This window comes from Rhodococcus sp. NJ-530, from assembly GCF_003860625.1.
GTDB classification, from domain to species: domain Bacteria; phylum Actinomycetota; class Actinomycetes; order Mycobacteriales; family Mycobacteriaceae; genus Rhodococcus_F; species Rhodococcus_F qingshengii.
Genome location: NZ_CP034152.1, coordinates 4,414,448 through 4,430,140, shown reverse-complemented (window position 1 = coordinate 4,430,140; position 15,693 = coordinate 4,414,448). Strand labels below are relative to the sequence as shown.

The following is a 15,693-nucleotide window of genomic DNA, read 5'->3' as shown; positions in this document are numbered from 1 at the left end:
GATCCACGGTAGACCCGGCCCCAGACAGCCTTTTCAGGTGATGTCGCGGGTCCTGGTCCGCAGCCAACCGAGCCCGCAGAACAGAACCACCCAAGCTGCCAGCATCATCGGGCCGCTCGGCCAGGACGCAAACGCGTCGACGTCGATCGACGGGGCCGCATTGATGATCGTGCCGATCGTGGCCGACACCGGAAGCGCGGCCCCGACCCCGCCGAGATCCATCGCGAGCAGCACTGCGCGGACGATCCATTCACCGAAGACGAACCACAGGATGACCGAGAGGGCACCGGCCATCGACGAACCGGTGAGCAGTGCCACCCCGGCGCCGAGCAGTGCCCACAGAGCGCACGCCAGAATGCCTGCGGCGCAGATGGCGAAGAGATCGGTGGTGAAGCTGAAGTCCCGGCCGAAGAGCAACATCGCGCCGATGCTGACTACTTCGACCGCCAACGCGTAGCCGACGGCGAATACCGCGACGACGGCAAGTTTTGCGCCGAGAACTCCGTCACGGCCGCGAGCTGTGAGGAACGTCGTGGTGAGAGTTTTGTAGCCGAATTCGGATCCGGCGGTGAGTGCTCCGAAGACAGCCGCGAACACCAGGACAAGCGTGTTGGAGACACCGAGGCTGACGCCGGTGGACACGACATCGACGTCGAAGGTGGTGTCTGCCGAATCGGCCACGGCTTCGACGAACGTCCTGGTGGAGGCAGCAATCAGCACGGCCACGACGACCGGTGCGATGGCCAGTGCCCACCAGTAGCGCAGGGTGAGAACTTTGAGTGTCTCCGCGCGCACGAGCGTGGTCATCGGTGTCCTCCGGTAGGTCCGTATGCGGCAGGGCCGTAATAGCCCGGTCCGGAACCGGGACCGGGTGGGCGGTGGTATCCGACCTGGGGAACCGCGTACTGCGGTGTTGTCATCGCGAGGAACAGTTGCTCGAGATCTGCGCCTTCGGTTGCGACGCCGAAGATCGTGACACCGGCGGCGGATGCCACCGGTGGGAGCACCGACGTGTCGGTGCCGCCCACGGCGAGCCGTCCGTCCTGCGTGATCTGGGCGTCGATGATTCCGCGAGCGGCCAATGCCGTGGCGAGGAGCGCTGGGTTGGAACACGAGACGAGCAGTCGACTGCGCTGCGAGCGGCGAAGTTCGTCCATGGTCCCTTGGTAGACGAGTGAGCCGGCGCTGACGATGACCACGCTGTCGACGGTCGCTTCCACTTCACGAAGCGCGTGACTCGAGATCAGAACCGTTCGGCCGGAACCGGCGAAGGTCTGCAGGAACTGACGAAGCCACGCCATGCCCTCGGGGTCGAGTCCGTTCGCGGGTTCGTCGAGCACGAGGATCTCGGGATCACCGAGCATCGCGGTGGCAAGGATCAGGCGTTGGCGCATTCCGAGCGAGAAGGTGCCGGTCTTGTGGACTCCGACCGATCTCAGACCGACCATGTCCAGCACCTGCGCCGCGCGCTGAGTCGGCATGCCGATAGCGGCCGCGTAGATCTCGAGGTGTCCGAGCGCCGTTCGTTTCGGATGGAGACTGCCGACGTCGAGTACTGCGCCGACGGTCCGAGCCGGGTTGGGCAGCAAACGCATCGGGGTGCCGTTGATCGTGGCCGATCCCGACGTCGGTGACACCAGTCCGAGGAGCATCCGCAACGTGGTCGTCTTGCCCGAACCGTTCGGACCGAGAAACCCGGTGATCGAGCCCGCCTGAACGTCGAAGCTCAGGTCGTTGACCGCGCGCGCCGCCTTGAACGTCTTCGTCAACCCACGAATCTCGATGGGGGCAGAGAAGGATCCCATTGCGGTGTTCGTCAATGCTGCTCCCGGGTCGGCGGCGAATACGTGATGCGAGCCTACGGCCCGGACAGCTATCTGCGGATGGCCCGGCGTGTCTCCGTCTGGGGAAGCACTGCGGCATCGTCGGCAGGCATCACGATCAGGTGGTCGGTCCACCTGGCCGGTGCCGGTCCGAAGGCTTCGCGCGCATTCTTGACGACGCCCTTGCCGATTGCACGGTTGCCCGCACCGCCGATGACCGCACCGATTCCGGCCGGAACGAGCTTGCCGAGGATCAGTGCGCTGCGCTTCGCGGCGTACTTGGTCACGAATTTCCGCACGAGGGTGCTGTTCATTCCCCTCATCGTGGGTCCGGGAATCTTGCTCGTGATTGCCGTTCCCCAATTCTTGGCTGTGATTCCGGTGGCCTTCTGCACGATCTCCATACCGGATTCGCCGAGGGCGACTGCCAGGACCAGGGCACGTCGTTGCTGGTGATCCTGTACGGAGATTCCATGCACTGACGCAATTGCCAACGTCAGCAGCGCTGACGCCTCGAGGAAGAAAGCCGATTCCGCACCGACGGCAGCGATGGACGCGACCGTTCCGACGCCCGGCACGGCGGCGGTGGCGCCGACGGCACTGCCGCTTCCGGTCACGGCGAGAATGAACATCTTCTCCATCCGCTCGACGATCTGAGCAGGTGACTCGTCGGGGTGGGCCTTACGGACATGGTTGACGTATTTGGCCACTGCGGGCGCTTGCAGGCGGCTTCCGTTGTCGAGAACGGAAACGAGGACCTTCTCGATACGCCCGCTGTCGTTGTTCGTCGACTTGCTCATTGCTGCCCCTCCACAGTTGTCCTCCTCTGAAGCGAGGTGGACCGTATCTCGAGAATAGGTGAAGTTTTCGCTGGCGGCGGTGATCACCGGGGCCATAGGCTCGTACGAGACTCGGTTTTCTTCGTGAGTTTTCCCAGGCAGGAGTTCGAGTGTTATGACCGCCACTTCGGAATCTCGTTCGACGACCATCTGGCCGACGCTGCGCTACCTCGACGCCCGTGCGGCAATCCACTTTCTGGTGAGCACCTTCGGTTTCGTGGAGAAGGCCGTCTACGGAGAGGGAGACGTGGTGGACCACGCCCAACTCGACTGGCCGGGCGGTGGCGGCATCATGTTGGGTTCGCCGCGCACCGATTCTGCGATCGCCGGCCTGCCGCCTGGAATCGGTTCGGTGTACATCGTCGTGGACGACGCGGACGCCGCCGATGCACTCCACGAACGCGCTGTCGCGGCGGGCGCCACGATCACGCAGGGATTGCGCGACGAGGACTACGGTTCGCGGGGGTTCACCTGCCGTGATCCCGAAGGTGTGTACTGGAGTTTCGGCACGTACGCAGGGGAGTAGCCCCCCGCGACCTACCTGGTGGCCCAGTGCTCTGCCGGAACCACTTCCGACGGGATGGGCGGATGAGGTGGTGTGCCGTCCCCGAACGGTCGGCCACCCAACTGTTCGCGTCCGTGCGGTTCGAGCCAGTGTGTCAATTCCGGTCCCTTGGGCACGATTCCGGAGGGATTGATCTCGGAATGCACGATGTAGTAGTGCGCTTTGATCTGTGTGAAGTCGATGGTGTCACCGAATCCGGGGGTTTGGAACAGATCGCGCGCGTAGTCCCACAGCACCGGCATCTCGCTGAGTTTGCTTCTGTTGCACTTGAAGTGGCCGTGATAGACGGGATCGAACCGCGCCAGCGTGGTGAACAGGCGCACATCGGCTTCGGTGATGGTGTCGCCCACCAGGAAACGTTGCCGGGCAAGACGTTCGGTGAGCCAGTCGAGGCGAGCGAACAGCGTGTCGTATGCCTCGTCGTACGCCTGCTGTGAACCGGCGAAACCGCAGCGGTAGACGCCGTTGTTGACGTCGCGAAAAACGTACTCGGCCACTTCGTCGATTTCGTTTCGCAAGGGCTCCGGGTACAGATCCGGTGCGCCTTCGCGGTGGTACTTCTTCCATTGCGTCGAGAAGTCGAGGGTGATCTGTGGGTAGTCGTTCGTGATCACCTTGCCCGTGGCGATCTCCACCATGGCGGGCACCGTGATTCCCCTGGGGTAGTGGGGATCTCGGGCGAAGTATGCGTCCTGCAGTCGCGGGATCTTCAGTACGGGATCGACGCCGCCCGGGTCGAGATCGAAAGTCCAGCTTCGCTTGTCGTGAACCGGACCGCAGATGCCCATCGACAGTACGTCTTCGAGGCCGAGTAGGCGGCGGACGATGATGGCGCGGTTTGCCCACGGGCAGGCACGTGCCACGATCAACCGGTATCGCCCGGGTTCGACGGGGTACCCGTCGCGGCCGTCCTCGGTGATCCGGGTCGGGATGTAGTTGGTGTCGCGTTTGAATTCACGACCCTCTTCGACGAATGTCGGTTCGCTCGCGCCGTCTTCCGTACTCATCTGCGGTCCCTCTCGTTCGAGTGTCAACTGGGCAGGTGCACGTGTACCCGAGCGTATGCCCCCAGAACGTCGAATTTGGCTTTACGTGGAAGCGTCGCTCCGATCGCACTGCCGCGACTTGTGCGTAGCTGCGGGATCAATCCGGAATCGAGAGCGTCCTCCGCAGCGAGAAGCGTTACTGCGCAGCCGATCCCGTGACGGCGATGCGCTGGAGCAGTCAGGGTCGTGAGATCTGCCACGAATCCCTGAAATTCGGAGTACGCCGCGCATCCGAGCACCTCGGCGGAATCGGTGAGGGCGGTGAACCACCGCGTCCGGTTCCCGAGGTCGGCTGTGGTGCTGTCGTCGGGTGGGCACAGCGCAGCGACGGCGAGGGCATCGTCGATGTCGTGGGAAATCAGTAGTTGCTCGTCGGGCGGCGCGTCCGTGTAGTCGCCGAGGAAAGCGAGATCGACGGGGCCGGTGATTCTGCCGCCGTGATCGCCGGCGATCTCGAGCAGACGCGCCGGTTGCAGCAGGGCGTCGACGGAGATGTCCTCGGTGCGCTCGATGAACCACTGCGGCCCGACGATCGCACCTGAGCCTGCCAGATCGAGAACGTGGATGTCGTCGCCGACGACGCGGGCCGTGTGTGCCGGCCGAAGTGCCGAGTCGCCGAGGCCCAGTTCACGTGCCCAAGCGAGTCGGATGATGTCGAGGTGATGTTCGTCCACTCGCTACAGGCTAGTCCGATTCGAACGGGTTGATCGAGATGGACAGAGGTCGTATATTCCATGTGGACTATTTCAGGTGGAATAGTCAAGAAATAGTCAATTGCGGCTTGTCAGGGAGGGGGACTCATGGGTGACGTGTCACTGACGCCTCTGGGAATCACCGTTCTGGGCCTGCTGTCCGAGCGTTCGATGCATCCGTACGAGATGTATCAACTGGCCTCGGTTCGCCGGGGCGATCAGTTGGTGAAGATCAAGCCGGGATCGCTCTATCACACGGTTTCCCGGTTGGAGAAGCAGGAACTTCTGGCTTCGATCGGGACCGATCGTGAGGGCAACCGGCCCGAACGGACGACGTACGAGATCACCGCCCGGGGCCGTGAGGCCCTCGAGCATCAACTACGTGAGATGTTGGCGGTTCCGGTGCGGGAGTATCCGCGGTTGCCGCTCGCGCTCGCCGAAATGCACAACCTCTCCGCGTCCACCGCGTGTCAGATGCTTCGAATTCGTCTCGCGCACCTCGACAAGACGATCGCGAAATTCGAGGCCGACTACGAAGCGCTGAAGGCGGCGGAAAAACCACGAATCTTCACGGTGGGCGCGGACTACGCCCACGCACTGACCGTCGCCGAAAGAGAGTGGATCGGCGCGTTGGTGACAGACATCGAGAGCGGCGAAATGCCCTGGCTCTCACAAGAACTTCTCGACCGGCTGGCCGGCTCCGCAGGCTCGTCCGCACTACCTAAGGACTGAAGATGGAAAAGCAGGTCAATCCCTGGCACGCGCTGTGGGCGCTGTGTATCGGGTTCTTCATGATTCTGGTGGACAGCACCATCGTCGCTGTCGCCAACCCTGCGATCATGGAGGACCTCGGCACCGACATCAACAAGGTCGTCTGGGTCACCAGCGCGTACCTGCTGGCGTACGCGGTGCCGCTGCTCGTCACCGGCCGGCTCGGTGACAGGTTCGGACCGAAGAACCTGTACATGATCGGCCTCGTACTGTTCACCGGCGCTTCACTGTGGTGTGGTCTGTCCGGCAGCGTCGAGATGCTCATCGTGGCAAGAGCTTTCCAGGGTCTGGGCGCCGCAATGATGACGCCTCAGACGATGGCCGTCATCACACGCACGTTCGCGCCGAACAAGCGTGGCGCCGCAATGGGCCTGTGGGGCGCGGTTGCCGGTGTTGCGACGCTGGTCGGTCCGCTTGCCGGTGGTGTGTTGGTCGACAATCTCGGCTGGGAATGGATCTTCATCGTCAACGTCCCGGTCGGTGTCATCGCATTCCTCCTCGCGTGGAAGCTTGTTCCGTCGTTGCCGACCAGCGAGCACAAGTTCGACATCCCCGGCGTGATTCTCAGCGCCGCAGGCATGTTCCTGCTCGTGTTCGGAATCCAGGAAGGCAGTTCGTACGACTGGAACGGATTCGTCTGGAGCCTGATCGGCGCCGGTGTGGTGTTGCTCGCGGTGTTCGTGTTCTACCAGTCGCGCAACAAGAACGAGCCCTTGCTCCCACTCGAACTCTTCAAGGACCGCAACTTCTCGCTCGCCAACGTCGCCATCACCGCGATGGGCTTCGCGATCACGTCGATGGTCCTTCCGCTGATGTTCTACACCCAGGCAGTTCGCGGACTCTCCCCGACGCAGTCGGCGCTCCTCCTCGTTCCGATGGCCGTGCTGACCGGCATTTTTGCGCCGATCATCGGCAAGCTCGTCGACAAGACGCATCCGCGCTACATTGCGGGCACCGGCTTCCTGCTGTTCGCGATCGCCCTGGGCTGGCTGGCATTGGTTATGTCTCCCGACGTCGCGATCTGGGAACTGCTCCTGCCGATCGGCCTGATCGGCTTCGCCAACGCATGCATCTGGTCGCCGCTCGCGGCCACCGCCACACACAACCTGCCTCCGATGCAGGCCGGCGCCGGCGCCGGCGTCTACAACACCACCCGGCAGGTGGGTGCGGTTCTCGGCAGTGCCGCGATCGGAGCACTGATCACCGCACGATTGGCGGCTCAGGGTCTGACCGGCGGCAGTTCCGAAGCCGGAGTGGGTCACCTACCCGAGTTCGTCCGTGAACCGTTCAGCACGGCGATGTCGGAGTCGATCTGGCTGCCCGCAGGCGTGCTGCTCATCGGCTTCGTCGCTTCGGTGTGCTTCGCTCGGCCTCTGCGCGGCGACGCACACGACGACGCGATGGCCGTCAGTGCCGAAGCGCGTCGGGAAACATCACTGCACGATTGAGATAGTCGCTCGGGTCCAGGGCTCGCTTGATCGCCCACATCGTGGCTATGTCCTCCGCAGAGAGGGCCAGGTCCAGATAGTTGCGTTTGAGCGAGCCCACCCCGTGCTCGGAACTGACGTTTCCGCCGTGATCGCGAACCAGTTCGAGGACGCTGCGGTACACGGTGTCGGCGTTCGGGCAGTTCAGGACGTTGAGGTGGATGTTTCCCTCGGCGACATGTCCGAAGAGGATCGGAATTGCCTCGGGGGCACGACTCGCGATCACCACCGCGGCGTCCTCGGCGAAGGTGGCAAGCGAGTCCAGCGGCAGCGCCGCGTCGAATTTCAGTGGGGGACCGAACAGTCCGACCACTTCGGCGAAGCATTCGCGTGCCGCCCACAAGCGCGTCGAGCCGGGGGCGTCGATCGCCACGGCCGGGGTCTGCGGTGGGCCGATGCGTTCGAGCAGCTCGGCCAGGTCTTCCAGCGGATCGTGGGCCGCGGACACCTCGGCGAGGAGGTACCACGGTCGCCCCGTCGGAACCGCGGCGTTCAAATGGTGGGCGGCCAGTTCGAGACCGCGCCCGTCCAACAACTCGAGTGCGTCGACGCCGTCGAGAGTGCGCAACACTCGCCCTGCCTCGACGACGTCTTGCAGTGCGTCGAAACCGATCAGCGACGTCACGCGGTAGGTCGGTATCTTCCGTAATTTCAGGTCGACGGAAGTGACCACCCCTAGAGTTCCTTCGCTACCGACCCACAGCGCGGGCAGGTTGTATCCGGAGTTGTCCGACAGCACTTTCGGTGACCGGCGCACAGGAGTTCCGTCGGGGAGTACCACCTCGAGTCCGAGCATCTGTTCGGCCATGTTCCCGTATCGAACCGTGTGCAGGCCACCGGCATTGGTGGAGACCATGCCGCCGATCGTCGCCGTATCCCGTGAAGCTATGTCCACGCCGAATTTCAGGCTGGCGGCGGCGGCCGCCGAATGTACCTGCGCGAGTGTCGCTCCCGCACCGACGGTGATCCGACCGGCGGCAACATCGACTTCGCCGATCGCCTGGAGGCGTTCGGTGGAGAGCAGGACGTCGTCGTGCTCGGGCACCGTCCCGGCGACCAGACCGGTTCGCCCGCCCTGAATGGTGACCGGTACGCCGCGCGAGCGGCACACGTTCAGCACTGCCGAGACTTCGGCGGTATTTCCGGGTCGGACCAGAGCGCTGGCGCGCCCGCTGTAGCGCCCTGTCTGGTCGGTGGAACGGGTCGCCAATACGTCGGCGTCGTCGACGACGAACCGGTGTCCCACAACGTCCGCGAGTGCATTTCTCAGACCGTCCACCCGACGATCGTAGGCCGGTTCGATGTGGCAGTGTGGCGGCATGACTGCTCCCGAATCGCATCCCACCCGCCTCGAGCGCTTCACCACCGATGGTGGTGCCGAGGTGGCTGTCCTGACGTTCGCGCACGGACCACTCAATCTGTTCGATCAGGCCATGTTCGACGCCGTCATCGCCGATGTTGCAGCGCTGACCGAAAACCCACCGCGCGCTGTGCTTCTGCGCGCCGAGGGCAAGGTCAACTCGGCCGGCGTCGACGTCCATGTGTTCGACGGACTGAACCCGGAGCAGGGAGCGGAATTGTGGCGCGAACTGTTCGCCCAGATCTGCCATCCGCTCGAGGCGTTGCCGTGCCCGGTCATCTACGCGGCGCACGGGCTGACGCTGACTGCTGCCTTCGAGATCTCTTTGGCCTGCGACATCATCCTCGCGGCGCCGAAGGCGAAGTTCGGACTGGTCGAGACAGTGGTCGGTCTGACGCCGTCCATGGGTGGACCGCAGCGTTTGGCCGAGCGCGCCGGTTCCGGACGGGCTCGGGAGTTGGTCATGACCGGCGATCTCTACGACGCCGCAACCCTGCACTCGTGGGGCGTCGTCAATGCCGTTCACGACGATGTCGATGCTGCGGCGCGTGCCCTGGCGGCCCGGTTGGCGGACGGGCCCACGCGAGCCCACGACGCCACCAAGCAGATCGTGGCGGCCTGGCGTTCCGGCGGGATCGCCCACGCGGATGCGGTGACTCCCGGGGTGTCCGGTGCGCTGTTCGCCACCGATGACCTACGCGGCGCTGTCCGCAGTTTCCTCGAGGTCGGACCGGGCAAAGCGGTCTACTCCGGAAAGTAAGTTTGCGACGATTATCGCCAGAGACCTCCACGAACTGTGATCCACGTCATATAGTCGAATGGCCGGTGGGTTGTCAGTGACGTGGAGGTATCGATGCGGTCGACGCTTGTGGAATACCCGTGTTCGACTCAGCTCCTCGCCGACGCCCGTGTCACCCGTGCGGGTGACGGGGTGCTTCGGTACAGCCAACTCGACCCGTCGCTGTCCGAACTCCTCGATATCGCCGTTCATCGATTCTCCTCACGCATCGCGGTGGAGGAGGTCGACGGCGAGCAGGTCACCTTCGCGGAGTTGTGGGCCGAGGCGTCGCGGGTCGCAGGCGGGCTGAAGTCGCGAGGCGTCGAGATCGGTGACCGTGTGGCCATTCGCGTCGCCGCCGGGGTGAGGTGGATGGAGGCGTGCCTCGGCGTCATTCTCGCCGGCGGTGTTCCAGTCTCCGTGGGTGTTCATCTGAGCGACGACGCGGCGGACTTCGTCATCGCGGACAGTGGCTCGGTGTTGGTGCTCGACGGGGAACTCCCACACGGTGTTCCGTTCATCGACGACGGTGCCGCCCCGGAGGAGATGGCGATCCTCGCGTACACCGCCGATTCTTCGGGCGAAATGCTGGGCGTCGAGTTGAGCAACGAGAACGTGCTCTCCGCCATCGTCGGCATTCTGCACTCGCGCGATTACGGCGTCGAAGGTGTGCGCAATCTGTTGGTGGACAATGACTTCAAGTCGGTACGGCAATTCGTGCACGTGCTCGCGACGTTGGTGGTCGGTGGAACGGTGGTCCTCGCCGGCGACTTCTGGCGTGAGAGTGTGCATACCGTCGACATCGTGACCGGGCGGCCCGAGGACCTGCTCGAGCCGCGGTTGCTCACCCTTGGACCGGCGGCGCGTGCCGGTTCGAGGTCGGTGCAGTGGATCGATTGCAGCGGGTCGCCGATCACGGCCGAACAGGAATCCAAGCTGCTGACCCTGTTCCCGGCCGCTCGGCATGTGATCGGGTGGGGCAAAACCGAGACCTGTGGGGCTGGTCTCATTCTGCCAACCGAGTCGGCGCCCACCCACCTCGGAAGCGTCGGAATCGCTTTCGGTGGAATGGAAGTGGCGTTGTACGGCCCGGATGCGCCGGGTGGTTTCGGCGAGTTGTTGTGCCGTGGACCGAGTGTCACGCGTCGGTATTGGAACTCGCCGCAAGCGACCTCGACGAGGTTCACCCAGGGGTGGTTCTGCACTCACGACACCGCGCAGATCGACCCCGATGGCTTCGTCCGTATTGTCGAACGCAACGTCGCGTAGTCACGCGAGCGTGGTCGACAAACGAGAGGGACATCATGGCGGACGAGGTTCTCACCGAGCGGCGCGGGCGGACACTGATCATCACCATCAACCGGCCCGAGGCGCGTAACGCCATCAACTCGGCGGTCAGTCACGCATTGGCCGCTGCGGTCGAAGAGCTCGATGCGGACGACGATCTGTCCTTGGCGGTGCTGACAGGAGCCGGCGGAAACTTCTGTGCCGGTATGGATCTGAAGGCATTCGTGGCCGGCGAGAACGTACTCGTGCCGGGACGCGGTCTCGGATTCACGGAAGGGCCGCCGCGTAAGCCGATCATTTCGGCGGTCGAGGGCTTCGCGTTGGCAGGCGGCACGGAACTCGTGCTTGCCACCGACCTGGTGGTCGCGTCGTCCGAAGCGAAGTTCGGTATCCCGGAGGTCAAGCGAGGGCTGGTCGCAGGTGGAGGCGGATTGTTGCGCCTGCCCAAGCGGATTCCGTACCAGAAGGCATTGGAACTGGCCCTGACCGGTGACAGTTTCACAGCCGAGGAGGCCTACCGCTACGGCTTCGTGAACACGGTGACCGAGCCGGGTAAGGCGCTCGAAGGCGCGCTGGAGCTGGCTGATCGCATCACCCGCAACGGACCGCTCGCGGTTGCGGTCACCAAGGAGATCATCGTCAAGGCCGGCGGTTGGTCCGACGACGAAGCTTTCGCGAAGCAGTTGCAGGTCATGGCGCCGGTGTTCGCGTCCGAAGATGCACGCGAGGGCGCGACGGCGTTCGCCGAGAAGCGCGCCCCGGTCTGGAAGGGGCGGTAACACCGACATGGCTACACCTGTCGCAGAGCTGCACATGCACATCGAGGGTTCTCTGGAACCCGAACAGATTTACCGACTTGCCGAGCGCAATCGAATGGACTTGCCGTACAAGGATATCGACGATCTGAAGTCGAGGTACGAGTTCACCGATCTGCAGTCGTTCCTCGATCTCTACTTCGCCAACATGGCCGTCCTGCGCACCGCGGAGGATTTTGCCGACCTGACGCGAGCGTACTTCCGCCGCGCGGCTGCCGCCGGCGTCGCGCATGCCGAGTTCTTCTTCAATCCACAGGCGCACGTGGTCCGTGGTGTTCCGCTGACCGAGGTCCTGGACGGGATCATGGATGCGGTGGCATCGAGTGAGCGCGAGTTCGGGCTCAGCAGCGCGGCAATCGCCGCCATCCTCCGAGATCAGCCCGTCAAAGACGCCGAGGAGATCTTCTCCGAGATAATTCGCCTGCAGGCTCCAATCGTCGGGCTCGGACTCGACTCCGCGGAGGTCGGCAACCCGCCGTCACTGTTCGAGGACGTGTTCGCCCGCGCGCGTGCCGAGGGTTTGCACGTTGTGGCTCACGCCGGTGAAGAGGGACCGCCCGAGTACATCTGGCAGGCGCTCGACATTCTCGGCGCCGAGCGGATCGACCACGGAGTCCGGGCACTCGAGGATCCTGCCCTGATCGAGCGTCTGGTCGACGAGGAGATTCCACTGACGGTCTGCCCGTTGTCGAACGTTCGTCTGCGGGTGTTCGATTCGCTGTCGGATCATCCGCTTCGATCGATGCTCGAGATGGGTTTGATCGTCACGGTCAACTCCGACGACCCGGCCTACTTCGGGGGATACGTCGACGACAATTTCACCGAACTGGGCCGAGCCCTGGGTCTGACCGAGGCCGAGCGAGACACCCTCGCCCGGAACTCGATCAAAGCCTCGTTTGCGAGCGATGCGCGAAAAGCGGAACTGCTGCGGCGCTGACCGTCAGTCGCCCAGCACCTGACGCAAGTATTCGTTGTCGAACACACGATTCGCGTCGTACTTGTCTCGAACGGCGACAAAGTCGTCGAGTCGGTCGTACGTCGGACGCAGGTCGTCGACGGTCCGGTTGTGCATTTTTCCCCAATGCGGCCGGCCGTCGACGGCGCGCGCGATGGCTTCCACCGCGGCGAAGTACTCCGTTTCGGGTCGGCGGTGGTACTGGTGTACCGCGATGTATGCGGTGTCGCGTCCGTGAGCAGTGGAGAGCCAGAGGTCGTCGGCGGCAGCGAAACGTACTTCGACGGGGAAAGCGACGTTGGTTCCGGACTTCTTCATCCAGCGATCGATTTCGTGAAGTGTCTCGGTGACGTGTTCGCGGGGAATCGCGTATTCCATCTCCTTGAACTTCACCCGGCGCGAAGACGCGAATACCCGGTAGCTGCGATCTGTGAACTCGCGGGCGCCGAGCAATCGGGACGACACGTTGTTGATTCTCGGGATCGCGGCCGGTGCCAGGGTGGCAACGCGGTTGACACCTTCGAAGAGTGTGTTCGAGAGGAGTTCGTCGTCGACGAACGCGCGGACCTTGCCCACCGGATCGGGTTCGGTATCTCCGGGGAGTCGCGTATTGCTCTTCGTCAGGACACGATCGGTGTGCGGGAACCAATAGAACTCGAAGTGATCCAGGCCCAGGCGATCGCCCTCGAGGGTGTCCAGTATGTGAGACAGCGTGTCGGGTTCCTCGATTGCGCGAAGTGTGAATCGCGGAACGCAGGCGAGAGTGATCTTCGAAATGATGCCGATTGCGCCCAACCCGAGGCGGCCCGCTTCGAACAATTCGACGTTTTCGTCGGCGCTTGCGGTAACGACGGATCCGTCGGCGAGAACGATCTCGATTCCGCGAATCTGCGTGGCGATACCGCCGAATCGTGCGCCGGTGCCGTGTGTGCCGGTGGACGTCGCGCCGGCCAGTGACTGGACGTCGATGTCACCGAGATTGGCCATCGCATATCCGCGTTGCCACAAGGCGTCGTTGAGAGCATGAAGGCGAGTGCCTGCAAAAACAGTGACCAGCGCACCGTCGTCGGTCGGTGTGATCGAGTCGATTCCGCTCAAGTTGTCCAGGCTGACGAGGACACCGTCAGTGACCGCGACACCGGTGAACGAGTGGCCGGCGCCGACGGCCTTCACACGTTGGCCACGCGAAGCGGCCTCGGCGACCAACGACGAAAGTTCACGGGTATTTGTCGGCGTCGCAAAGCGACGCGGCGCGGCGCTTTGAGTGCCCGCCCAGTTCTGCCAAGTGTCCGAAGCCATTACGCAATAATGTACTTGGACGGTCGTCCAGGCAAGTATTGCGCGAAGATTTTGTCATTTGCGTTCTACGATCATTGGATGCTGAACAGGCTCCCGGCGGACGAACGCCGCACACAATTGGTCGAGTCCGCCTTGTCTATTGCGGAACAGCGCGGTGTCAGTTCTGTGACGGTAAGGGCGGTGGCAGAGGAGGCCGGGGTATCGCTCGGCGTCGTTCATTACTGCTTCGAGAGCAAGGAAGCGCTGATCGCGGCAATGGGTGAAACGCTCATTCTGCAGCTCAGTGCGTCGATGCAGTATGCGTTCGCGCAGGTCCGCCATGCGCCGGATCTCAGTGGCGTGCAGGGGCTCAGGGAATTGCTGCACATCGGCCTGACCGGAATGTGGCCGACCATCGAGGCAACCCCGGATCGCCAGTTGTTGACCTACGAAATTACCGCGCAGGCACTGCGTAGTCGCAATCTCGGAGCCGAACGTGCTGGGGCGGTTGCATTTGAGCAGTACCGAATCATGGATGAGCTCGCGGTGTCGTTTCTCGAAGAGTGCGCCAAGATATCGGGCACGGTGTGGACGGAGCCGTTGAGTTCGATTGCGCGACTGAGTCTTGCAATGATCGACGGCCTTGTTCTGCGATGGCTGGTCGATCGTGACTCCGACGCGACTATTGCCGAGTTCGGAGAAATGGTTCAGGTAATCGCCAACAAAGCCGTGGTCGCGCCTCAGTAGAACCGCCATCCTGGACATACGTCCAGGATGGGTGATTGACTGGTCGCACGCCGCGACGATTGGATCATCTGTGACCAGGACCCTTGATCGACTCACTGCTGCCACGCGAGAACTCGACCCGCCTCTGGCTGCTCTGGATCTGACCACACTGCGCAGTAATGCAGCCGACCTGGTGCGCCGCGCCGGTGGAACCCCGGTGCGAGTGGCGAGCAAATCGGTTCGTTGTCGGACGGTTCTGGCTGAAACTCTCGGCGACACACTGACCGCGTCCGGCGGATTCCGCGGAATCATGGCGTACTCACTGCGCGAGGCTCTGTGGCTGGTCGGGCTCGGCGCACGGGACATCCTGATGGGGTACCCGACCGCCGATCGTGGCGCCATCGCGGATCTCGCTGCCGACGACACCGCTCTCGCATCGATCACCTTGATGGTCGACGACGATGCGCAGTTGGACCTCATTCGTTCGGCGTCGACGGGGGATGCGCCTGTCCGCGTGTGTCTCGACGTCGACGCGTCACTGCGGATCGGCCCGATCCATCTGGGCGTACGACGCTCGCCACTGCGCGAACCTGGCGCGGTCGCCGCACTCGCGGCGCGTGCGCGCCAACGCGGATTCTCCGTCGTCGGAGTGATGTTCTACGAAGCCCAGATTGCCGGCCTTCCTGACACCAGTGCTCCGATCGGTTGGGTCAAGAAAGCCTCTGCCCGCGAATTGGCGTCCAGAAGGGGCGCTGTGGTCGCGGCCGTCACCGATGCCGTGGGTGCACTCGAGATCGTCAACAGCGGCGGTACGGGGTCGCTGGAGGTCAGCTCGGCCGATCCTGTGGTGACCGAGGTAACAGCAGGCTCCGGACTGTACGTACCGACCCTGTTCGACCGCTACCGTGCCTTCCGTCCCGATCCGGCGCTGTTCTTCGCGCTGTCGGCCGTGCGCAAACCGACGCCGTCGGTCACGACCCTTTTCGGCGGCGGATACATCGCGTCGGGACCTGCCGGAGCCACCCGCGTTCCGTCACCGGTCTGGCCCGCTGGTCTCAAACTGCTCCGCAACGAAGGAGCCGGCGAAGTCCAGACGCCGGTCACCGGGAAGGAAGCCGGAAACATCGCGATCGGCGACCGCGTGTGGTTCCGTCACGCCAAGGCCGGCGAGCTGTGCGAGCGCTTCGACCGCGTGTACGTGGTCGAAGCCGACGGCACCCGAACCTCGGTTCCCACCTATCGCGGCGAAGGGCAGTGCTTCGGGTAGGGCA

Annotated in this window: 16 protein-coding genes; 9 read left to right on the top strand and 7 right to left on the bottom strand. The window is 63.7% G+C overall.

Annotated features, from left to right (window positions below):
* Positions 1-33: 33 nt before the first annotated feature.
* The 3 genes from EHW12_RS20455 to EHW12_RS20445 form a co-directional block, all read right to left on the bottom strand.
* Positions 34-807: an ABC transporter permease gene (locus EHW12_RS20455; protein WP_007736136.1), complete on the bottom strand. Its 774-nt coding sequence runs from the start codon at positions 805-807 to the stop codon at positions 34-36.
* Entirely contained in the window at positions 804-1,805 is a 1,002-nt protein-coding gene (locus EHW12_RS20450) for an ATP-binding cassette domain-containing protein (RefSeq protein WP_081558150.1), read from the bottom strand. Before EHW12_RS20450 ends, EHW12_RS20455 begins: the two co-directional genes overlap by 4 nt.
* 68 nt (positions 1,806-1,873) lie before the next feature.
* Complete coding sequence (locus tag EHW12_RS20445; protein ID WP_003945111.1) at positions 1,874-2,623, bottom strand: hypothetical protein; 750 nt, start codon at positions 2,621-2,623, stop codon at positions 1,874-1,876.
* Positions 2,624-2,777: 154 nt separating this feature from the next.
* Between EHW12_RS20445 and EHW12_RS20440 the strand changes: the two genes are divergently transcribed.
* Positions 2,778-3,188, top strand: a complete 411-nt coding sequence (locus tag EHW12_RS20440; protein WP_003945129.1) for a VOC family protein — start codon at positions 2,778-2,780, stop codon at positions 3,186-3,188.
* An 11-nt stretch (positions 3,189-3,199) separates the two neighbouring features.
* On the opposite strand, the gene EHW12_RS20435 is transcribed toward EHW12_RS20440, so the two are convergent.
* Both EHW12_RS20435 and EHW12_RS20430 read right to left on the bottom strand, forming a co-directional pair.
* Complete coding sequence (locus EHW12_RS20435) at positions 3,200-4,234, bottom strand: glutathione S-transferase C-terminal domain-containing protein (protein ID WP_042450363.1); 1,035 nt, start codon at positions 4,232-4,234, stop codon at positions 3,200-3,202.
* 23 nt (positions 4,235-4,257) lie between these two features.
* Positions 4,258-4,947, bottom strand: coding sequence for a hypothetical protein (locus EHW12_RS20430; RefSeq protein ID WP_007736143.1), 690 nt, complete (start codon positions 4,945-4,947; stop codon positions 4,258-4,260).
* 126 nt (positions 4,948-5,073) lie between these two features.
* On the opposite strand from EHW12_RS20430, the gene EHW12_RS20425 reads away from it, so the two are divergent.
* Positions 5,074-5,697, top strand: coding sequence for a PadR family transcriptional regulator (locus tag EHW12_RS20425; RefSeq protein ID WP_007736146.1), 624 nt, complete (start codon positions 5,074-5,076; stop codon positions 5,695-5,697).
* A 2-nt stretch (positions 5,698-5,699) separates the two neighbouring features.
* Entirely contained in the window at positions 5,700-7,184 is a 1,485-nt protein-coding gene (locus tag EHW12_RS20420) for a DHA2 family efflux MFS transporter permease subunit (RefSeq protein ID WP_003945132.1), read from the top strand.
* On the opposite strand, the gene EHW12_RS20415 is transcribed toward EHW12_RS20420, so the two are convergent.
* On the bottom strand, positions 7,144-8,544 hold the full coding sequence (locus EHW12_RS20415) for an FAD-binding oxidoreductase (protein WP_125051609.1): 1,401 nt from the start codon (positions 8,542-8,544) through the stop codon (positions 7,144-7,146). The two genes, EHW12_RS20420 and EHW12_RS20415, sit on opposite strands and share 41 nt — an antisense overlap.
* Here EHW12_RS20415 and EHW12_RS20410 point away from each other — a divergent pair.
* From EHW12_RS20410 to EHW12_RS20395, 4 genes are all read left to right on the top strand, one after another.
* Positions 8,543-9,343: an enoyl-CoA hydratase/isomerase family protein gene (locus EHW12_RS20410; RefSeq protein ID WP_125051607.1), complete on the top strand. Its 801-nt coding sequence runs from the start codon at positions 8,543-8,545 to the stop codon at positions 9,341-9,343. The genes EHW12_RS20415 and EHW12_RS20410 overlap by 2 nt on opposite strands.
* A gap of 93 nt (positions 9,344-9,436) precedes the next feature.
* Positions 9,437-10,630, top strand: coding sequence for an AMP-binding protein (locus tag EHW12_RS20405; protein WP_030536925.1), 1,194 nt, complete (start codon positions 9,437-9,439; stop codon positions 10,628-10,630).
* Between the two features lie 35 nt (positions 10,631-10,665).
* Entirely contained in the window at positions 10,666-11,427 is a 762-nt protein-coding gene (locus EHW12_RS20400) for a crotonase/enoyl-CoA hydratase family protein (RefSeq protein WP_042450356.1), read from the top strand.
* A gap of 7 nt (positions 11,428-11,434) precedes the next feature.
* Positions 11,435-12,400: an adenosine deaminase gene (locus EHW12_RS20395; protein ID WP_019749316.1), complete on the top strand. Its 966-nt coding sequence runs from the start codon at positions 11,435-11,437 to the stop codon at positions 12,398-12,400.
* Between the two features lie 3 nt (positions 12,401-12,403).
* Here the strand turns inward: EHW12_RS20395 and EHW12_RS20390 are convergent, their stop codons facing one another.
* Entirely contained in the window at positions 12,404-13,717 is a 1,314-nt protein-coding gene (locus tag EHW12_RS20390; protein WP_042450351.1) for a D-arabinono-1,4-lactone oxidase, read from the bottom strand.
* A 78-nt stretch (positions 13,718-13,795) separates the two neighbouring features.
* On the opposite strand from EHW12_RS20390, the gene EHW12_RS20385 reads away from it, so the two are divergent.
* Together EHW12_RS20385 and EHW12_RS20380 are read left to right on the top strand one after the other, a co-directional pair.
* On the top strand, positions 13,796-14,443 hold the full coding sequence (locus EHW12_RS20385; protein WP_020908434.1) for a TetR/AcrR family transcriptional regulator: 648 nt from the start codon (positions 13,796-13,798) through the stop codon (positions 14,441-14,443).
* 70 nt (positions 14,444-14,513) lie between these two features.
* The gene (locus tag EHW12_RS20380; RefSeq protein WP_007736155.1) at positions 14,514-15,689 is read left to right on the top strand and encodes an amino acid deaminase/aldolase; all 1,176 of its coding nucleotides are present in this window, start codon (positions 14,514-14,516) and stop codon (positions 15,687-15,689) included.
* The last annotated feature ends 4 nt before the right edge of the window (positions 15,690-15,693 follow it).